This window comes from Actinorectispora metalli, from assembly GCF_056323685.1.
On sequence record NZ_JBREYE010000002.1, the window covers coordinates 1240717 to 1260528 of the forward strand.

17 protein-coding genes and 1 pseudogene are annotated in these 19812 nt (G+C 71.4%); 5 read left to right on the forward strand and 13 right to left on the reverse strand.

Going from position 1 to position 19812, the window contains the following annotated elements; all coding sequences use genetic code 11:
* Positions 1-68: 68 nt before the first annotated feature.
* From ACU6XJ_RS26080 to ACU6XJ_RS26105, 6 genes are all read right to left on the reverse strand, one after another.
* A complete protein-coding gene (locus ACU6XJ_RS26080; protein ID WP_476317103.1) occupies positions 69-716 on the reverse strand; it encodes a fasciclin domain-containing protein in 648 nt (215 codons plus the stop codon).
* A gap of 89 nt (positions 717-805) precedes the next feature.
* Complete coding sequence (locus ACU6XJ_RS26085; protein WP_476317106.1) at positions 806-2374, reverse strand: molybdopterin-dependent oxidoreductase; 1569 nt, start codon at positions 2372-2374, stop codon at positions 806-808.
* A 111-nt stretch (positions 2375-2485) separates the two neighbouring features.
* Positions 2486-3253 (reverse strand): anti-sigma factor, encoded by a 768-nt coding sequence (locus ACU6XJ_RS26090; protein WP_476317109.1) that lies wholly within the window; start codon positions 3251-3253, stop codon positions 2486-2488.
* Positions 3250-3846 carry a sigma-70 family RNA polymerase sigma factor gene (locus tag ACU6XJ_RS26095; protein ID WP_476317112.1) on the reverse strand — a complete coding sequence of 199 codons (597 nt, stop codon included), beginning with the start codon at positions 3844-3846 and terminating at the stop codon, positions 3250-3252. The genes ACU6XJ_RS26090 and ACU6XJ_RS26095 overlap by 4 nt, the downstream gene beginning before the upstream one ends.
* A gap of 120 nt (positions 3847-3966) precedes the next feature.
* On the reverse strand, positions 3967-4380 hold the full coding sequence (locus ACU6XJ_RS26100) for a DUF4383 domain-containing protein (RefSeq protein ID WP_476317115.1): 414 nt from the start codon (positions 4378-4380) through the stop codon (positions 3967-3969).
* Between the two features lie 79 nt (positions 4381-4459).
* Positions 4460-6118 (reverse strand): sulfatase, encoded by a 1659-nt coding sequence (locus ACU6XJ_RS26105; protein ID WP_476317118.1) that lies wholly within the window; start codon positions 6116-6118, stop codon positions 4460-4462.
* A gap of 101 nt (positions 6119-6219) precedes the next feature.
* On the opposite strand from ACU6XJ_RS26105, the gene ACU6XJ_RS26110 reads away from it, so the two are divergent.
* Positions 6220-6891 carry a RibD family protein gene (locus ACU6XJ_RS26110; RefSeq protein ID WP_476317121.1) on the forward strand — a complete coding sequence of 224 codons (672 nt, stop codon included), beginning with the start codon at positions 6220-6222 and terminating at the stop codon, positions 6889-6891.
* Here ACU6XJ_RS26110 and ACU6XJ_RS26115 read toward each other — a convergent pair whose 3' ends face one another.
* Together ACU6XJ_RS26115 and ACU6XJ_RS26120 are read right to left on the reverse strand one after the other, a co-directional pair.
* Positions 6892-7266, reverse strand: a complete 375-nt coding sequence (locus ACU6XJ_RS26115; RefSeq protein WP_476317124.1) for a DoxX family protein — start codon at positions 7264-7266, stop codon at positions 6892-6894.
* Positions 7259-7990: a CDP-alcohol phosphatidyltransferase family protein gene (locus ACU6XJ_RS26120; RefSeq protein WP_476317127.1), complete on the reverse strand. Its 732-nt coding sequence runs from the start codon at positions 7988-7990 to the stop codon at positions 7259-7261. The genes ACU6XJ_RS26115 and ACU6XJ_RS26120 overlap by 8 nt, the downstream gene beginning before the upstream one ends.
* 41 nt (positions 7991-8031) lie before the next feature.
* Between ACU6XJ_RS26120 and ACU6XJ_RS26125 the strand changes: the two genes are divergently transcribed.
* Together ACU6XJ_RS26125 and ACU6XJ_RS26130 are read left to right on the forward strand one after the other, a co-directional pair.
* Complete coding sequence (locus ACU6XJ_RS26125) at positions 8032-9012, forward strand: zinc-dependent alcohol dehydrogenase (protein WP_476317129.1); 981 nt, start codon at positions 8032-8034, stop codon at positions 9010-9012.
* Positions 9002-9802 carry a creatininase family protein gene (locus ACU6XJ_RS26130; protein WP_476317132.1) on the forward strand — a complete coding sequence of 267 codons (801 nt, stop codon included), beginning with the start codon at positions 9002-9004 and terminating at the stop codon, positions 9800-9802. Before ACU6XJ_RS26125 ends, ACU6XJ_RS26130 begins: the two co-directional genes overlap by 11 nt.
* On the opposite strand, the pseudogene ACU6XJ_RS26135 reads toward ACU6XJ_RS26130, so the two are convergent.
* The 4 genes and pseudogenes from ACU6XJ_RS26135 to ACU6XJ_RS26150 form a co-directional block, all read right to left on the reverse strand.
* Positions 9800-10588: pseudogene (locus ACU6XJ_RS26135) on the reverse strand (lysylphosphatidylglycerol synthase transmembrane domain-containing protein); the annotation flags it as partial. The gene ACU6XJ_RS26130 and the pseudogene ACU6XJ_RS26135 sit on opposite strands and share 3 nt — an antisense overlap.
* Positions 10585-11358 (reverse strand): class I SAM-dependent methyltransferase, encoded by a 774-nt coding sequence (locus ACU6XJ_RS26140; protein ID WP_476317135.1) that lies wholly within the window; start codon positions 11356-11358, stop codon positions 10585-10587. The pseudogene ACU6XJ_RS26135 and the gene ACU6XJ_RS26140, both read right to left, overlap by 4 nt.
* Entirely contained in the window at positions 11355-12398 is a 1044-nt protein-coding gene (locus ACU6XJ_RS26145) for a glycosyltransferase family 4 protein (RefSeq protein ID WP_476318639.1), read from the reverse strand. The genes ACU6XJ_RS26140 and ACU6XJ_RS26145 overlap by 4 nt, the downstream gene beginning before the upstream one ends.
* Positions 12399-12400: 2 nt before the next feature.
* Positions 12401-12799 carry a 6-pyruvoyl trahydropterin synthase family protein gene (locus ACU6XJ_RS26150; RefSeq protein ID WP_476318641.1) on the reverse strand — a complete coding sequence of 133 codons (399 nt, stop codon included), beginning with the start codon at positions 12797-12799 and terminating at the stop codon, positions 12401-12403.
* Between the two features lie 67 nt (positions 12800-12866).
* On the opposite strand from ACU6XJ_RS26150, the gene ribA reads away from it, so the two are divergent.
* A complete protein-coding gene (gene ribA, locus ACU6XJ_RS26155; RefSeq protein ID WP_476317138.1) occupies positions 12867-13502 on the forward strand; it encodes a GTP cyclohydrolase II in 636 nt (211 codons plus the stop codon).
* A gap of 1 nt (position 13503) precedes the next feature.
* On the opposite strand, the gene ACU6XJ_RS26160 is transcribed toward ribA, so the two are convergent.
* Positions 13504-17559, reverse strand: coding sequence for an nSTAND1 domain-containing NTPase (locus tag ACU6XJ_RS26160; protein ID WP_476317141.1), 4056 nt, complete (start codon positions 17557-17559; stop codon positions 13504-13506).
* 162 nt (positions 17560-17721) lie between these two features.
* On the opposite strand from ACU6XJ_RS26160, the gene ACU6XJ_RS26165 reads away from it, so the two are divergent.
* Entirely contained in the window at positions 17722-19803 is a 2082-nt protein-coding gene (locus ACU6XJ_RS26165) for a GH36-type glycosyl hydrolase domain-containing protein (protein WP_476317144.1), read from the forward strand.
* Positions 19804-19812 lie beyond the last annotated feature (9 nt).

Sequence of the window (19812 nt, forward strand, 5' to 3'; positions counted from 1 at the left end):
CAAACGCGGCGAAACGGGGTTGGCGGCACCACTTGGATGCCACCAACCCCGCTGCCGACCTGATCAGGTCAGGCGGCGGGCATCATGACCTTGTCGATCACGAAGACTGTGGCGTTGGCGGTGGGGATGTTGCCGCACAGGACCTTCGCGTCGTTGACGGTCACGTTGTCACCGGAGCCGGACACCTTCAGCGTGCCACCCTGCACCGTGGTGAGGGTGCCGGAGGAGAGGACGCCGTCCTTGTCCATGCGCTCGGGCACGACGTGGTAGGTCAGGATGCTGGTGAGCTTGGCCTTGTCGGCCAGCACCGCGTTGAGGGCTTCCGGGCCCAAGGCCTCGAAGGCCGGGTCGTACGGCGCGAACACGGTGTACTTGGCGTCGGTCTTGTTCAGCGTGTCGACCAGGCCCGCGGCCTTGACGGCGGCGACCAGCTTGGTCAGCAGCGGGTTGTTGCTCGCCGCGGTGGCCACCGGGTCATTGACCATGCCGTCCAGGGAGCCCTCGTTGGTGCCCTCCTTCGGCAGGCTCGCGCAGCCCGCGCCGAACACGTCGCCGGTCTGGGTGACGCCGTTGCCCATCGCCTTACTGGTGGTGGTCGGGGCAGCGCTGGAGGTGTTGCTGTCGTTGCTCGGCTGCTCGCTGTTGCTGCAGGCAGCAAGCGAGATCACGGCGGCCGTGAGTGCGCCGATCGCTGCCAGTCGCCGGGTCTTGCGCATGGGGGTAGCTCCTTTGTGGACTGTTCCGCTCTGTCATGGGGGATTCGGCGCTAATGCCTGCCCGGATTGGTCGATCGGGAAAAGATTTCTCAGCGGGTGGCGTTGAACACGATCGAGTGCCAGCCGCTGGCGCCGTCCGGGATGGGTTCGGCGCGCTCGCTGGTCTGGGTGTAGCCGCCGCGGTCGGTGGCCCGGACCTCGAGGGTGTGGCTGCCGGGGCTGACGTCGAGTTCGGCGCGCCACATGCGCCAGGTGTCGATGTTGACCTCGGTGCTCAGCGTCGCGGGCCGCCACGGCCCTTCGTCGACGCGGATCTCCACCTTGTCGACCCCGGTGTGCTGGGCCCAGGCGACACCGGCCACGACGAGCTTGCCCGCGGGCAGCTTCTCGAACGGCTTGGGCCGGTCGATGCGGGACATCGTCTTGATCGGCGCCTTCTTCGCCCACTTGCGCTTGGCCCAGTAGGAGTCGAACGCGTCGAAGGTGGTGAGCTCGGCGTCGACCAGCCATTTGGTGGCGGAGACGAACCCGTACAGCCCCGGCACCACCATGCGCACCGGGAAGCCGTGCTCGGCGGGCAGCGGCTCACCGTTCATGCCGATGGCCAGCAGGGCGCCGCTGTCCGGCTTCATGATCGTCTCGACCGGTGTTCCGCAGGTCCAGCCGTCGCTGCTGCGGGTGGCGAGTTGGTCGGAGCCGGGTCGCACGCCTGCCTCGGTGAGGATGTCGCGGAGGGAGACCCCGATGAAGTTGGTGGTGGAGATGTAGGGCCCGCCGACCTCGTTGGACACGCAGCACAGGCTGATGGTGCGCTCCACCAGCGGGCGTTTCAGCAGGTCGTCGTAGGTGAGGACGAGTTCGCGGTCGACCATGCCGTGCACCCGCAGCCGCCAGTCCCGCGCCGCCAGCCGCGGCACCGACAAGGCGGTGTCGACGCGGTAGAAGCCGCTGTTGGGGGTGATGAACGTCGGGGTGCCGTCCGCGGCGAAGTCCGCGCCCGCCGGGATGGGCGGCGCGGTCGTGTCGGGGTTGAGGCGGATGGAGCGGCGGGAGGCCTCTACGTCGACCCGGCCTCCGATGAGCTGCCCCGCCACTCCGGCGATACCCGCGCCCGCGGCGACCGCGCCGGAGGTGACCAGGAACCGCCTGCGTCCGAGTCCGGACACCGTCCAGTCCACGGTCTTGGTGGCGCCTGCGCGGAGGGCGAGCCGGTGCAGCCGTCGGAAGGCAGCCACCCCGACCACCAGGCTCGCCACCGGCGCGAGCAGCGCGAGGACGCCGAGCGTGGGCCGGGCGAGCACCGCGGCGACACCGAGCAGCCCCACCAGCGCGGCCAATACCGTGCCCGGCAGCGGACTGCGTCGCGACAGCAGGCCCGCGCCCACCGCCGCGGCGGCAATGGCCACCGCCATGCCTGCCAGCAGCACCAGCTTGTCGTCCTCGCCGAAGGTGCGGATGGCGAAGTCCTTCACCGGGTGCGGGGTGAGGTCGATGGCGGTGTTGCCGACCGCGAGGAACGGCGAGGCGAACGGGTCGATGGCCGCGGCTACCAAGTGGCCCACCGCCAAGGCTGCGGCGACGGAGACAAGACCCACCACGGCGGCCGCCCAGAGCGGCAGCCGTCGCGGGTTTGGCGAGTCGTTCGGTGTGGGGTTCACAAGGGGTATTCGCCGCAGACGGCGCCGGGGATTGGTCCCGTCTGCCAGGTACCGAAGTCACTCACGCGCCGCCGGGCGTTGCCCGCGGCCAGCCCGCCCTCCCCGGGCCGCTCACGCCAACGGCAGTGTCACCAGCACCGGGGTGGTGGGCACGGGTGACCCGCCGCGTGGTTCGACGGTGAGTCCGATGCCCTCTGTCCCGGTGATGCCCTCGGCCAGCAGCGGCTTGGGCTGGGCGCCGGCGGCCAGCAGCCCAGCGGAGCGCGGGCCGTCGCCGTTGATCACCCACAGCTGGTAGGTGCGGTCGGCGGGCAGCGCGGGCAGGCCGTCGGCAAGGAACAGCGCCTTGCGTTTGCCCGGTGACACCACCGCCGTGCCGGTGCCACCGCCGGTGACCGCCCCGCGGACCAGCTTGGCGTCGGGCGCCGACAGCAGGTCGGCGACCCGGTCGTAGTCGGCGTTGACCTGTTCCAAGGCCCGCAGGTCACGTTGGAGCTGGCGGGTGTTCTCCACGCTCTGGACGCCCAGCATCACCGCGACGACGATGCCCGCGGCGGCAGCCAGCGCGGTCGCCCGGCGCAGCCACACCACCTTCCCCGATGCCGACGGCGCGACCCGTTCTGGAGTCTCGGGCGGCAGCTGCCGGGTCCGGGACACCGTCGCGAGCACCCGCGACCGCAGCTGCTCCGAGGGCTCCACCTTCGGCATCGCGCCGGCGAGCACCGCGGTGGTCTCCCGCAGTTCGGCGACCTCCTGGGTGCAGGCGGCACAGTCCGCGAGGTGCTTCTCGAAGCCCGCGCGTTCGACCTCGGAGAGGGCGTCGACCGCGTACGCCCCGGTCAGCGTGTGGATCTCCGCCTGTGTGGAGTCGTGGTTCATCGGGTCACCCCCAAGCAATCCCGCAGCCTGATCAGGCCGTCCCGCATCCTGGTCTTGACCGTGCCCAGCGGGACGTCGAGCAGCGCCGCGACCTCCGGATAGGTGTAGGCCTGGTAGTACGCCAGCAGTACCGACTCCCGCTGCAGGTCGGTCAGCGAGGACAGACACCGCCGGACCTGCTGCTGTTCCAAGCGCTGTGAGACCTGTTCGCTGACCTCGTCGAAGGGCGGCGCCAGGTCCAGGTTCGCGGCGCGGTCCTCGCGCTGCGCCGAGGCCTGGGCGGAGCGGACCCGGTCCACCGCGCGGCGGTGGGCGATGGTCATCAGCCACGCCATCGCGCTGCCGCGGCCGCGGTCGTACCGGCTCGCGGAGCGCCACACCTCCACCAGCACCTCCTGGGTCACCTCCTCCGACTGCGCGTGGTCCCGCACCACCCGGCGCACCAGCCCCAGCACCGAGCCCGCCACCAGGTCGTACAGCCGCTCGAAAGCGGGCTCGTCCCCGCGGGCCACCCTGCCCAGCAGGTCCTCCGCGGTCTCGGCTTCTCCCCCATGATCGGGTACAGCCAGCAGCTTGTGCTCACGTTTGGGCATGGCGTCCCTTCCCGTCGGCCGCACCGACCTGTATTCGCAGCGAAGCCTGGATCGGATTGGTCGGCAAGCGGAAGCGCGCCCGCACACAGCAGTGGGGCGCGCTCCCGCGGGTCGTGCGGACTATCGGGTGGCGCCGACGCGTCGCGTCGCGCGGTCGGCGGCCAAGCCGACGGCCAGCAGCAGGATCGCGCTGGCGAAGTGCAGTCCGTGGTCGGCGAGGTTGAGGGCCAGAATGTTCAGCGAGCTTCCGCCGATGACCACACCCAGCACCCCGACCAGCAGGTACACCGCGCCGACGATGGTGTTCACGGCCTTGGACGCCGCGGCGCCTGCCGCCGCTCCCGCGATCAGGCCGCCGCCCACCAACAGGTGCACCACGTTGTGCAGGCCGTTGACCGCGAAGAGGCCGAGCAGGTGGCCCCCGTGCTCCCCCGCGAACGAGTGGTCACCGGAGACGGTGAAGCCCAGCAGCCCCACGAGTACATACACCGCGCCGAACCCGAATCCGACCAGCTGGTTGACAGTCCGCGACATGAATCCTCCTCGAAACAGCTCACCTTTCACAGCTGCTTCGGGGCCGGACTCCGCTCGGATTGGTGCGATCGGCGAATTGTCAGTGCCGGGCGGCGCGCTGGGTGCCGAACGCGGTGAGGAAGTGGTCGCGGAACTCGCTCATCGGCCACACCGGGGCGTCGGCGCCGGGTTTGAGGCCGGGGGTCCAGTTCCAGGGCGCGACGCGGTCCAGGACCGCGGGGTCGCGGGCCAGGATGGTGATGGGGACGTCGCGGCCCGCGTTGCTGCCGGTCACGGCCTGGACGGGCTGGTGGTCGCCGAGGAAGACCAGGACGAGGTTGTCGTCGCCGTGGTGTTCGACGTAGCCGATGAGGCTGTCCAGGGAGTACTCGATCGAACGACCGTAGTCCGCGCGGACCTGGGCGGGCGCCCTGGCGAAGATCGCGTTGGCCGCCTCGATGCCCGAGGGCATGGCCCCGAACGCGGTGCCGTCGCCGACGGCGTTCCAGTCGATCATGCTGGGGGTGGGTGTCCACGGGGCGTGGCTGGTGAGCAGCGGGATGGTGGCCATCACCGGCGCGTGGCCGGGGGCGCGTTCGGCGTGGTGGAACGCCGAGAGGGTGTACTGGTCGGGGATGGCGGAGAAGCCGAAGCGGGGGCCGCGGTAACCGAGGTCGTTCACCGTATAGATGCGGTCGTAGCCGAAGAAGCGGCCTTCCGGCCAGTCCCGGGTGATGCCGGGCATGGCACCCACCGAACGCCACGCTGCCCGCTGGAACGCCTTGGGCAGGGTGAGGCGGTCGCCGCCGACGAGGCTGCGGTAGCGCTGCTGGTTGTCGATCCGCAGGCCCGACAGCAGGGTGGCCTGCGCCAGCCAGCTTCCGCCGCCGGCGGTGGGCGAGGTGAGGTAGGCGCTGCGGGCGCCGTAGCCTGCTTCGGCGAGGCGGCGGGTTCCGGTGTCCAGGGCGGCGCCGATGCGGGGCGCGAGGTCGGGGTGGTCGATGGCGCTGCGGCCGTAGCTTTCGACGAAGGAGACGATCACGTCCTTGCCGCGCAGCGCGGGCAGCAGCTGCTCGGCGGGGGTGTCGCGGAAGGGGTCCACGGCGGCTTCCGCGGCGAACCGCTGCTCGTCCTGCAACCCCGAGTACACCTGGTTGGCGCGGGCGTAGAGCAGCGCGGCGGCGCTGTCGGAGGACACCGGGGCACCCGCGCAGGTGATCCATGCGACGGTCAGCACCGCGACGGCGCGGACGGCGACCTGCCGGTGCCGCACCACGACGCTGCTCAGCCGCAGCACGGACAGGGCCATCAGCACGACGACAGCGGCGGCCAGCAGCAGCGCGGCGTCCACGGAACCGTCGGCGCCCGCCTGGCCGAAGGTGACCTTGAGGAAGTCCACCGCGGGCCCCAGCAGCGGCCAGTCGAACAGCAGGTCAAAAGGGCGGGAGAGCACCGCAGACGAGCCCATGTCCAGCAGCTTGACCAGCAGCAGCACCCCCAACGCCACCCCGGCCACCGCGGCGGCGGGGCGCCGTGCCTTGGCGGGCAGCACGAGCACCAGCAGGACGCCGAGCAGGCCCTCCAGCGGGATGCGCACGAACGCTCCCGGCGTGAAGCGGCCGAAGTCGTTGGGTGCGAGGAGGGCGAACAGGACGAACAGGCCCGCCAGCACGGTGACCGACCATGCGGCGACGCGACGCCACGGTGTGTCGTTCTTCGCGGTCGTCTGCCTTGCCTGCGGCTGGGTGAGGAACGACAATCCGGAAGGCCTTCCGTGCTCGTGGGGGCTGACCGTGACTACGCGGGGCGGGCACCGGCGGTTCAGGCCTGCGTGTCGGATGAGGAAGAAACCGATCGATCGTGACTCGCCCTTACGTTCTGCTGAGCGTCGCCGTCAGCCTGGACGGCTATATCGATGACAGCAGCACCGAGCGGTTTTTGCTTTCCAATGCCGAGGATTTCGACCGGGTGGATCAGGTGCGGGCGGAGTCCGACGCGATTCTCATCGGCGCCGAAACGGTCCGCAGGGACAATCCGCGCCTGCTGGTCAACAGTGCGCAGCGACGCGAGAACCGGGTGGCGCGGGGCTTGCCCGAGTATCCGCTGAAAGTCACACTGACCAGCACCGGAAAGCTCGATCCCGGCTTGCAGTTCTGGCATCACGGCGGGCACAAGCTCGTCTACACCACCGATTCCGGCCTGCCCACCGCGGCAACGACGCTGGACGGGTTGGCCGAGGTCGTCTCGCTGGGCGCCGACATTGTTTTCGAGACACTCCTGGACGATCTCGGCGATCGCGGGGTGAGCAGGCTCATGGTGGAGGGCGGCGGCCGAATTCACACCGCTTTCCTGTCAACGGGTTTGGCCGACGAACTCCACGTGGCCATTGCCCCGCTGCTCATCGGGCAGGCCGACGCGCCGCGTTTCCTGTATCCCGCCGCGTTTCCCGGCGGCCCCGCTCGGCGTTTCCACCTGGATGAGGTGCTCAAGGTCGGCGATGTCGCGGTGCTGCGGTACCTGCCGAAAAGGTGATCACCGCACCAGCGCGCGGATCGTGTCCCGCCGGAACCACGCGACCACCAGCGCCAGCACGAACAGGATCGCGGGCAGTTGGGCATCGCCCTTGGCCAACAGGAAAAGCTCCGTGCCGACGGCACCGGCCATGACGCCCGCGAGTCCGAGCGCGGCCAGGCCGCACAGGCGCGGGATCAGCAGCCCGATCGCACCCGCGATCTCCAGGACGCCGGTGACATACCGCAGCCACTGCCCGAAGCCGATCTCGTCGAACTTGCGCACCACACCGTCGCCGAAGAGCAGGTAGCCGCTGTAGATGAAGTACGCGGCGAGCAGAAGCTGGAGAACCCACAGGGCGACGTTGCCGATGCGGGCCGCTGTCGAGTCAGACACGGGCCGATCCTTCCACCACGACGACACGGGAACGCCACAGCCACGCGACATCCCGACCGAAGGACCACAGCAGCGCGGCAAGCGCGGCACCCACCAGCACGACCGCGTGCGGGACGACGCCCGCGGCGGCGACCACCAGTACCACGCCCTGCACCGCGGCGATGATCTTGCGCGCCACCCGCGGCGGCAGGTCGGCCCGCAGCCAGGTCAGCGTCCACGACGCGGCAACGAAGACGTAGCGGATCACCCCGATGACCAGCACCCAGGCGCCGAGTTGGGTGGCGACGTAGGCGCTGAGGACGAGGATGAGGAACGCGTCGACCTCCATGTCGAACCGCGCGCCCAGCGGCGACGCGGTGCCGGTGCGCCGGGCGACCTGGCCGTCCACGAAATCCAGCACCAGCGCGACCGCGGCGAGGCTCACCACCACCAGCGCGGGCACCGCGGCGCCGGGCCGGTCGGCCACCAGCGCGGCGACCCCGCCGACGAGCAGTCCCCGTGCCAGCGTCACGCGGTCGGCCGGTCCGAGGGAGAGGGCGCCGTGGCGCCGCATCGCCGTGCCGAGCAGCGCCCAGGTGGCCAGGGCGTACACGGTTCCGGTGAGCCAGCCCAGCGGGCCGAGTCCCACCGTGCCGCCCAGCACGCCAAGCAGGAGGATCTGGAGACCTGCCCAGACCGCCTGCTCGGGGACGGCAGGCGCCGTGGTGTGCTGCAGTGTGATCATCGCGCCCCTCGTGGCTGTGGTGAAGTTTTCGGAGGTTGTAGATGACACGCTCGGCAAGGGCCCTTTGGTTCATCTCAGCGGGAAAAGGTGAGCTACGCACGGTCACAGTTCGATCACCGGCCCAGGACGAGGTGCTGGTGCGCACGCTGTACTCGGCGGTCAGCCGAGGCACCGAGACCCTCGTTCTGCGAGGTGAGGTGCCGGAAAGCCAGCACGAGACGATGCGCGCCCCGTTCCAGGAGGGCGACTTCCCGTGGCCGGTGAAGTACGGCTACCTCAACGTCGGTGTCGTGGAGGAAGGCCCGGCGCCGCTGCTGGGCCGCACGGTGTTCTGCCTCTACCCCCACCAGACCCGCTACGTCGTGCCCGTGAGCGCCGTGACACCCGTTCCGGAGCGGGTGCCCGCCGAGCGCGCGGTGCTGGCGGGAACCGTGGAGACCGCCGTGAACGCCGTGTGGGACGCGGCGCCGCTGATCGGTGACCGCATCGCGGTCGTCGGCGCGGGCATGGTCGGGGCGAGCGTCGCCGCGGTGCTGGCCCGCTTCCCCGGGGTCCGCCTCCAACTCGTCGACGCCGACCCGTCCCGGGCGGCGCTGGCCGACGCGCTGGGCGTCGGCTTCGCGCTCCCCGCCGACGCCCTGGGCGGCTGCGATGTGGTGGTGCACGCCAGCGCCTCCGAGCAGGGCCTCACGCGGTCGCTGGAGCTGCTGGCACCGGAGGGCAGGGTGATCGAGCTCAGCTGGTACGGCGACCGCCGGGTCGCGCTGCCGCTTGGCGAGTTCTTCCACTCCCGCAGGCTCACCCTGCGCAGCAGCCAGGTCGGCACCGTCGCCCGCCCCGACCGGGATTTCGCCGACCGGATGGCGCTGGCGCTGGAGCTGCTCGCCGACCCGGTGTTCGACGCGTTGATCACCGGGGACAGCGACTTCGACGACCTGCCCGAGGTGATGCCCAGGCTGGCGAGCGGTGCGCTGCCCGCGCTGTGCCACCGCATTGACTACGGTCGCGCCCATGACCGGTGACCTGTTCCCGCCCACCACGACCGTCGACGTCCAGCGCATCGGAGCGCGGGTGGCGGTGCTGCCGGTGGGCAGCTTCGAGCAGCACGGCCCGTACCTGCCGCTGGTGACCGACACGGTGATCGCCTGCACGATCGCGGCCGAAGTCGCCGCGGCCTACCCGGTGCGGCTGCTGCCGCCGATCACGATCTCCTGCTCCCACGAGCACGCCGACTGGCCGGGCACGGTGAGCATCTCGGCGCGCACCCTGTACTCGGTGATCACCGACATCGCCGAGTCCCTGCGGCACTCGGGCGTGGAGCACTTGGTGCTGGTCAACGGGCACGGCGGGAACTATGTGCTGTCCAACATCGTGCAGGAGTCCCGCGGCCGGATGGCGCTGTTTCCCGGCTCCCAGGACTGGAAGGCCGCCCGCACCGCCGCGGGCATGGAAACCTCGTCGTTCAGCGATATGCACGCAGGCGAGTTGGAGACCTCGGTACTGCTGCACGCGCACCCGCACCTGGTCAAACCGGGCTACGACACCGCCGACCACACCGCGGAGGAACGCCCGCACCTGCTGACGCGAGGCCTGGCCGCCTACACCGCTTCCGGGGTGATCGGCCGCCCGTCGCTAGCGTCAGCGGGCAAGGGCAAGGACCTGCTCGCCGCGCTGGTCGACGCCTTCGCCGACCACCTCGCCCTGTTCGACGGCGCGGCGGCCACGAAGGAGGACGACGGCGCCGGGCAGGCTCGCGATGAGGGCGAGCACGCCGTAGACGACGCCGGTGGTGAGCCCCTGCGCCGCGCCTAGCCCGGCCGCGCCGAACGCCACCGCCAGAAACGCTTCCCGCGGACCCCAGCCGCCGATGTTCACCGGCACCGCCATCACCAGCAGCGCCAACACGATCAGCGGGACAAGCTGCGCAAACGACGCCGTGGACCCTGCGGTGCGGGCGGCGACCAGGAACAACACCACATGGCCGAGCACGGTCGCCGCGGACAGCCCCACCACGCGGGGCAGCGCGTACCGGGACAGCAGCCCGAACCGCGCGTCGACCCACGTGCTGCGCAGGGCGCGGCGGACCACCGTGGTGCAGACGATCGCGACCGCACCGGCGAGCACCGCCAGCCCTGTGAGCACCGCGTCCCGGCCGACGGTGAACCCGAGCGGCACCGGCCGCGTGACCAGCACGCCGACGCCGATGGCGATCAGGACGACCTGCCCCGCGAAGCGTTCGAAGACCACGGCACGCACCCCACGGCCGAGGTCTCCGGCCTCGCGCCCGTGGTTGACGGCGCGGTGCACGTCACCGAGCACGCCCGCGGGCAGCACGGCGTTGAGCAGCAGCGACCGGTAGTAGTCCGACACGGCCGCTCTTAGCGGCAGCGGCAAGCCGAGACCGCGGGCGACCACGCACCACCGCGCGGCGCTGAGCACCGTGGTGAGCAGCCCGATACCCAGCGCGGCCAGCGCCGACCACACGCTGATGGCGCGCAGACCGTCCAGGAAGGCACCGGTGCCCAGCCGCAGCCCGAGGGCCACCAGGATGCCGACCGCCAGCAGGAGCCGCAGCCACGGCCACAGGCGCCGTATCACGGCAACGCCAGCAGGTCGACGTGCCCGACCACTGCGCGCACGTCGCCGTCGAGCCGTCGCCGCAGGTAGGCGGGCGCCTCGGCGGCGAGCGCGGGTTCCTGCTCGCAGGCCGCACCCACCCAGCCGCGCAGCCACTCCCCCGTCAATTCGGCCTCATCCGGCCCCAACCGCCATGGGCTGGGCCGCGTCACAACCTTGGCGCCGACGTCCTCGAACGCCTCAATGGCGACGTCGACGGCATCCGGCCCGAGCAGGCGACGCCCGTCGACGGTGCGGCGCTGGTGGGCGTTGAAGGCCGCGGCGAAGTCGGCGTCCAGCGGTTCGGCGGGGTCGAGTTCGACCCGTCCCGCCACCGACAGCGTCAGCAGAGCCGGACACTCGACGCAGGCCGCCGCCAGTCCGTGCACCTCCTCGGCGGTGAGCAGGTCCAGCAGCGCCGACGCGGTCACCAGCGAGGTGCCCGCCAGGTCATCCGCGCGCAGGGCCGTGAGGTCGCCCTGCCGTGTCTCCACGGTGACGCCTAGCCCGCTCATCGACGCACCGGCCAGGTCGAGCAGCCTTGGGTCGCGGTCGTGCAGCACCCAGTGCTGCGGACAGTCCAGCTTGGCGGAGAGCCACCGCCCCATTGATCCCGTTCCACAACCCAGATCACGGATGACCAAGGGGGTTCGGTTCACCAGACTTTCGCGCAGCGGCTCGAGCAACTCCGCCGAGCGGGCCTCGCCGTCGGCCTTCTCCCGCAGCGCCAGCCATTCCGGTGCGAAGCTCATCCCGCCACCCTAGCCAGCACCGCGTTCAGCTTCCGTGCGGAATCGTCCCAGGTGGGCAACGTCGCGCGGCGCTTCCGCGCCGAGTCCCGCAGGTGCCGCCGCAGCCCCTCGTCGCCCAGCCAGCGCCGCAGTGCCGCGCCGAGCGCCTCACCGTCACCTGGGGGCACCACCAGTCCGGGCGTGTTCCCGTCGGGGTCGACGCCGACCGTGTCCGGCACGGTCGCCAGCACCGGGATGCCGCGGGCGAGCGCCTCGGCGAGGACCATGCCGTAGGTCTCCCCCCGCGACGGCAGCACCACCAGGTCGGCCGCGGCGAAGGCCGATTCCAGCGCCTGGCCGGTGAGCGGGCCGCGGAACCGTATCCGCTCCCCGAGGCCATGCCGCCGGACCTGCTCCACCAGCCGCGCCACATGGTCGGGGTCGCGCCGCAGCGGCCCGACGAACTCACACCTCCACGGCAGGTCGATGTCCGCCAGCGCGGCCACGAGCAGGTCGTGGCCCTTGCGCAGCGTCACCGACGCGACGCACAGCAGCATCGAACCGCCATCGGTGCCCGCGGCGAGGGGCGCCGGGTCGGTGCCGGGCACGACGGTGTGCACCTGCGGCAGCCCGTGGTGAGCGGCGATCCTGCGCGCCGCCGCCGGACCGCTCGCCACCACGGCCGCCGCCGCACGCAGCGTGACACGCTCGGCGGCATCCAACTCGGCGGCCAGCGCGGGCGGCAGCCCGGTCTCCTCCGCCAGCGGCAGGTGCACCAGCACCACCAGCCGCAACCGAGTCGCGTGCGGCGTGATCACCTCGGGCACACCGCAGGCCACAAGCCCGTCCAGCAGCACAACCGCCCCGTCGGGAATCCCGGCCAGCGCCCCGTCCAGCGCCGCGCGAGCAGCCGGGTCCGGGCGCGGCCACGCCCCGGGCAGCGCGACCTCGCGAAGCGGCACGCCCAGCGCGGTCAGGGCCTGGCAGAGACGGCGGTCATAGACGTTGCCGCCGCTGGGCACGCTCGGGTCGTCCACATCCCCGGGCAGGATGACGTGCAGGGTCACAGGGCGCGCTCGTAGGAGGCCCACGCCACATGTGACTCGTGCAGGGTGACCTCGATCCCGGTGAGGCCCCTGGCACCCTCGCCCAGCGCACCCGCGTGCACCCGGTCGGCGAGGCGGTCCGCGACGACCTTGGCGAGGAACTCGGTTGACGTGTTGACCCCGGCGAAGGCAGGTTCATCGTCGAGGTTGCGGTAGTTCAGGTCGGCCAGCACGGCGCCCAGCTCCTTCGTGGCCAGCCCGATGTCGACCACGAGGTTGTCGGCGTCGAGTTCGGCCCGATTGAACCGAGCGTCCACTACGAACGTTGCACCGTGTAAGCGTTGGGCCGGACCGAAGACCTCGCCGCGGAAACTGTGAGCGATCATCACATGATCGCGAACGGTGATGCTGAACAGGGTGACCTCCACCGAGTTACGGTTACGACTTCCGGCCGAGCGTAATGCCTGGTGACGAGGGGAATGCATGCACGAACACGCCATTGGTCACGAAGACATCGCGGAGTCCGATCTGGTGACGCGCCGCGGCACGTTCCGCGCCGTCGCGTTCCGGGACGGTCTCGACGGGCACGAGCACATGGCTCTGGTCTTCGGCAACAGGAGCATCCGGGACAATGTGCTCGTCCGCGTGCACTCGGAGTGCATGACGGGAGACATCTTCCGCGCGATGCGCTGTGAGTGCGGTGACCAACTCGACGCCTCCCTGGACCGCATTGTCGCCGAGGGCAGCGGAGTGCTGGTGTACCTCCGCGGCCACGAGGGCCGCGGCATCGGCTTGGTCGCGAAGGTGCGCACCCACGTCCTCCAGGACGAGCAGGGCCTGGACACCCTGGACTCGGCGACCACGCTGGGCCTGCCGGTCGACATCCGCGACTACGGCCCGGCCGCCAAGGTGCTCAAGTACCTGCGGGTTCGGTCGGTGCGGCTGATGTCGAACAATCCGGACAAGGTTCGCGCGCTGGAGGCCAACGGCATCCAGGTGTCGGCGCGGGTGCCGCTGCTGGTTCCGGCCAACGACCACAACGTCAACTACCTGACCGCAAAGCGTGACCGCCTCGGCCATGACCTGCCGCAGGTCGACACGTTCTCGGTGGCCACGTGAGTCAGCGGCACGGCGGGGTGTAGGGGATGCCCGCGAAGTAGCGGTCCCAGTCCTGCCTGCTGATCGGTTCGCGCAGCAGGCCGCAGATCCGGGACGCCACCCGCGCGGGGTCGGTGTCCCATAGCCGCACCGAGTGATCGTGCGCCGCGGTCGCCAAGGTGTGGCCGTCGGGGCTGAACGCCACGGCGTACACCGCGGCCTCGTGTTCGGCCAGCACGGCCGCCGTGCTCGGGTTCGCCGGGTCGGCGACGTCCCACAGCCGCACGGTGCGGTCATCGCTGGTGGTGGCCAACCGCCGCCCGTCCGGGCTGAAGGCCACGCCGAACACGGTCGCGGTGTGCCCGGCCAATGTGGACAGGTGCCTCGGGTTGCGCGGGTCGGCTGTGTCCCAGAGCCGCACGGTCCGGTCCCAACTGGTGGTCACCAGCACATCGGCGTTGGGGCTGAACAGGATCGAGCGGACCGCTTGGCCATGCCCGGTGACCGTCCCGACATGAACGGGATTACGCGGGTCGCGGATGTCCCACAACCGGGCGGTGCCGTCCCAGCTCGCGGTGGCCAACAGGGTGCCGTCGCGGCTGAACGCCACAGACCTCACGGTGTCGGCGTGCCCGGCCAGGGTGCTCAGCACCACGGGCCGGTTCGGGTCGCTGACATCCCACAGCCGCGCCGTGCGGTCGTCGCTGGTGGTGGCCAGCACTCGGCTGTCCGGGCGGAACGCGACCCAACGGACGATGCCGGTGTGGCCGGTGAGTGGCGGCAGCGGCGTGTTGTCGGCCAGGTTCCACAGCCGGGCGGTGTGATCCCAGCTCGCGGTGGCCAACAGCTTGCCGTCGCCGCTGAACGCGGTCGAGCGGATGGTGTCGGTGTGCCCGGTCAGCGTGGCAACCGGCCGCGGTTCCCGCGGGTCGGTGACATCGCGCAGCCGCACAGTGCGGTCGTCGCTGGTGCTGGCCAGCCGCGTGCCGTCGGGGCTGAACGCCACCGCGAACACCGCCTTGGCGTGGTCGGTGAGCATCGGGCCGGGGATCTCCCACACCCGCGCGGTGTTGTCCGCGCTCGCGCTGGCCAGCGACCGCCCGTGGGGGGTGAAAGCCAGCGAGGTGATGTTGTCGCTGTGTCCGGACAGATCCGTCCGCGGCTCGGGTCGGACCGGGTCGGTGATGTCCCACAGGCGGATCGTGCGGTCGTCGCTGGCGGTGGCAAGTTGTGTGCCGTCCGGACTGACCGCCACCACCCGGATCGGCTCCAGGTGACCGGTGATCGCGGCGATCTCCCGCACCCGCCGCGGGTCGGCGAGGTCGTGGATGCGGATGACGTGGTCCTCCCCCGCCGTGATCAGCAGCCTGCCATCGGGGCTGAACGCCGCAGTCAGGGCGGGACCACGCAGGCTGTGCAGCAACACAGGCGCGCCAGGGGTGCTCAGATCCCACAGCGCCACTTGGTGATCGCGTCCCACCGTCGCCAGCCTGGAGCCGCCGAACGCGAGGGCGAGCACCGCGTCGGTGTGGCCGGGCAGCGTCGCGGCGACCGCGGGCCGGGAGGTGTCGGCGAGGTCCCAGAGCACCACCGTGCGGTCGTCGCCCGCGGTAGCCAGGAACCGGCCGCCGGGGGCGAATGCCAGCGTCCGCACCGGCTGCGTGTGCCGGTTCAGCGTGTTCAGCAGTTTCGGGTTGGTGCGGTCGGAGACATCCCACAGCCGCACGGTCCGGTCCTGCCCCGCGGTGGCGAGCAGCCTCCCGTCGGGGCTGAACCCGGTGGCCAGCACCGGTTCGGCATGTCCCGAGACGGTGCTCAGCGTTCTGGGCGTCCGCTCAAGGTCCAGCAGGCGCACGACCCGGTTGGGGCTGGTGGTGGCCATGGTCTTGCCGTCGGGGCTCAGTGACATCGCCGCGGCGAGATCGGTGGAGTCGGTGATGATGTCGGCGTGCGGCAGCGCCCCGCTGGCGAGCAGACTGCTGGTCGCCTCCACGGTCGGCGCGAGCCGGTACGCGGCGAGGCTGAGCTGGGCGGCGAGCATCGGGTTGGCCGACCGCAGGGTGGCCACCTCCCCCGCCACCTTCCGCGAGATGGCGAGATTGCGTTGCTCCACCGCGGTGTTGCGGGTGTGCACGGCATAGGTGGTGGCGGCGACACCCAGCAGGAACAACACGGTGACCGCCGCGAGCAGCCTGCGCAGCCGCCGGGTGCCGCGGTGTTCCTCCCGCCTGCTGCCATCCAGGAACGCCCGCTCGACGGGGGTCAGCTCACCGGGATGACGCGCCGCCCAGTCCGCGGCGACCGCGAGGGCCGCACCCCGGTGCAGCAGCGCCCGGTCCCGCCCGCGGCTCTCCCACGCCTCCGCAGCCTCGGTGAGCTGCTGACGCGTCCGCAGTCCACCGCGGTCGGCGTCGATCCAGCCCCGCAGCCGCGGCCAGGCCCGCAGCAGCGCCTCGTGGGTGATCTCCACGGTGTCCTGGTCGAAGGTGATCAGCCGCGCCGCCGCGAACGCCCCCAGCGCGGCCTCGGTGCACGCGGAAATCGGCCCGGTGTGCAGGCGGATGCGGCGCCGGGTGTCGCGGCCCTCGCGGTCGATGCGCACCAGCCGCAGCAGCAACGCCCGCGCAGCCTCCCGACCCTCGGCGTCCAGGCTGGTGTAGACGCGTTCGGCGGTGGTGCACACCGCGCCGTGGATGCCGCCGGTGAGCTGGTATCCCACCACGGTCAGCCGGTTGTCTTCCCGCTGCTGCCACGTGGACAGCAACGCGTGCGACAGCAGCGGCAGGGCGCCCGGCTCGTACCGGGCGGGCATGCTGTGGTCCGCGCCGGGCACCCCCAGGTCGCGCACCAGCAGCTCGACCAGTCCCGGCTCGAAGTCCAGCCGCGCGGCCCGCGCGGGTCCGGTGATCGCCTCGACGAGCTCGTCGTGGCTCATCGCGGTGACCGCGAACTGGTTGTCCTGCACCGGGTCGACCAGCTCCGGGTACTCCAGGCACCGCCCGTAGAAATCGGCGCGCACGCCGAGCACGACCACCGCCAGCTGCCGGTGCGCCGCCTCGCTCAGTGCGCGGATGAACGCGGCGCGGTCGGTGTCGTTCTCGCACAAGGTGAACAGCTCCTCGAACTGGTCCACCACCAGGAGCAGCCGCCGATCGGCCGAGCCCAGCGCGGCCCGCAGCTCACCGGCCCAGCAGCCCGCGCGAATCGCCGAGGTGAGGTCGTTCTCGGCGGCCGACAGCAGCGTCGCGGCCCCCTCGGCCAGCGCCGCCACCGGGTTGGCGGTGGGCGTCAGCTCCAACACCGGCCAGGACTCCGAGCCTGCCGCCGGAAGCGCTCCCCGCGCCACGGCGGGCAGCAGACCCGCCCGCAACAGCGACGACTTCCCCGCCCCCGAGGCACCGAACACCACCAGCGGACCCTTGCCCTGTAGGCAGTCCGCGACGCGGCCCAGCAGCGCGGCGGTGGCCCGTTCCCGCCCGAAGAACCACCGCGCGTCGTCCGGGCTGAACGCCTCCAGCCCGCGGTAGGGGCAGCCCGGCGCCTGCTCGGTATCCACCGCGAGCCTGGCCAGCGCCCCGCCCGCGTCGAGGGCGTCGTCGAGTCTTCGCGCGAAGTCGGCGCTCGGTGGTTTGCGCCGGTTCTCGACGTTGCCCAGGTACCCCTTGCTGTAGTGCGTCATCCGCGACAAATCGGCCAGCGACAGACTTCTGGCGGTGCGAAGACGACGAAGTTCCGTAGCGAAACACGACTCGTTTGCCACAGCAGTTCCCCCCTGCCCAGCAACCCTTTTCCCCGGTGGCAGCGAAGATCCACACCTGGCGCGCCCCCACAGCACGCCGTTCCCCCAGGTGAATCCCGCAGCCCCGAGAGCGTATCGATACCGGCATGACCCATTCGAGTGAATACGTGGCGTCGCCTGCCCATCCGCTGTCTCCGCTGGCAGGCACCCGTATCCCTGACCTGCCGCCGGAGGGATACGGGAGACCACTGCCGCGATTGGTGATCGTTGCGAAGACTTTGCCACGTCGACCGGACGGGTCGACCGGATGGAAGCCGCCGAGACAGTCCCCGAGTTCATGGTGTCGCCCGCTCATTGGGGGGCGGGTGGATACCGACCTCGGCGGCTTCATCCGCCATCCCGCGACGTGCGGTTGCTCACCGCGCGGTGGATTCGGCTCGACGCGGGGGTACGGACTCGGCAAGGTCAATATCAGACCCTGCGATCGGTTGGAGTCCGCGGATGAGTTCGTTCGGTGCCTGGACCCGGGCCGAGGACCTGCCCGCGTTCGCCTACACCGCGGGGCCGGTCGAGTGGGACCCAATCCTCGACCCGCCCACCACGCAGCACCGCGTGCATATGGGCAACCGCAGGATCACCCTGGTCGCGGGCAGCGACGGCCTCAGCAGCCTATGGGACGAGCACACCGGCTGCCTGTGGCTGGCGGAGAACACCGGCGTGAGCCGCCTCGGCCTGCTGTCGACGGAGGCACCGGAGAGCACTCTGTTCGGGCCGACGTTCTCTCGGGTGCGGGCAGGCAACGAGGACGCCGAGTTGGAGCGCACCGTGCTGTGCCCGGAGGGCAAGGCACCGTGGGTGCTGGTCCGCGTCGAGGTCGTCAACCGCGGCTCCGAGCCGCTGCTCGGCACGCTGACCGAGGAGTGGGAAGTCCGGCCCCGACTGGTCGACCTCGAATTCGGTCCGTCCCGCGACCGACCGCCGACCGGCCTGCCCACGCTCCTGCTGGAAAGCTCCGAGGGTCGGCGCATCACCGCCGACACCGGCCCCCTGTCGCTGGCTGTCGGTATAGAGGTGCCCGCGGGCGCGACGCAGACCGTCTGGTTCCGCTGCGGCCTGGACGACGGCACCGACTTCGCCGACCCCGAATCCTGCTACACCTCAAGCCTCGCGGCCCTGCGGGAACGACTGCCGGAAGCGACAGCCGAGCGAGCACCCGAGGCCGCCGCCGAGGTGCCGTGGCATGCGGCGCTGCTCACCGGAGCCGCCTGCGCCGACGGGTTGCTGGGCGGACACACCCTGGACCAAGGCTCTGCGTACTCGTTCCGGCACGGCTTCAACGGCGCCGCCCGCGACCCGCTCCAGCACGCGCTGCCGCTGGTGTACCTCGAACCCGATCTCGCGCTGTCGGTGCTGCGCAACACCTGCGCCTGGGGCAGCCCCGACGGCGACCTCCCCTACGCCCTGGACGGGCACAAGAATCCGTGGACCAAACGGTTCCGCCCCTCGGACCAGCAGATCTGGTCCCTGTGGCTCGCAGCGGAGTACGCCATCGCCACCGGCGACCTCGCCGCGTTCGCCGCCGAAGTGCCCTACCACCCGACCCACGGCGCGGACCCGGTCCCGCTCGGTGAGCACCTGCGCCGCCAGTTCCGCTTCCTCCGCGACGAGGTGGGCGTCGGCGAACACGGCCACATCCGGCTCCTCAACGCCGACTGGAACGACTTCGTCCTCGAAGAGGTCGACATCGACCGCGACGCCATGATCGAACGTGGGGAATCCGTGCTCAACTCCGCCCTCGCCGCCTGGGTGCTGCCCGTCTACGCCGCCCTCGCCGACCGCCTCGGCGACACCGCCACCGCCGCCGAGGCCCGCGGCTGGGCCGCGGTCCTGCGCGACCGGGTGGCGGCCGAGTGGAACGGCCGCTGGTTTCGCCGCGCCCACGGCCCCGGCATCGACCCGGTCGGCGAGAAGGACCTGTGGTTGGAAGTCCAGCCCTGGGCGATCCTGTGCGGCGCCACCACGCCCGCCCAGGCGCGCACGCTGCTGGAGACCATCGACGACACCTGCCGGGCGGGCTCCCCGCTGGGCGCCCGCGTCCGCTGGCCCGACCCCGACGGCGAGCGGGGCTCGGTATGGCCGTCGGTGAACCTGCCGCTGATCTGGGCCGCCGCCCACCACCACCCCGACCTGGCCTGGGACGAGCTGCGTCGGATGAGCCTGCACGCGCACACCAAGGCCTATCCGCACATCTGGTCGGGCACCGTGTCCGGCCCGGACTCCTACCTCCCGCCCGAGCACGAGCGTCCCGGCGAGACCTGGGCGGTGGCCCTGCTGGGGGTGGCGATGCAGGCCTACCCGGTGGCGAACCTGCACAGCCACTCCCAGCCGCTGCTGGCCTACCTGCGGATGCTCGGTGTCGAACCCACCGCCGAAGGCAGGCTGCGCTGCGGCAGCGGCGCCTTCCGCAGCCCCGTTCTCACCCTCCGCCCCGATGGCTCCGGCAGCCTGCGCAGTACCGGTACCGTCGAGTTGCTGACCGACCACGGCCCGGTCACCGGAGCAGGCGAGATCAGCTGGAGTTGACCTTCGTCC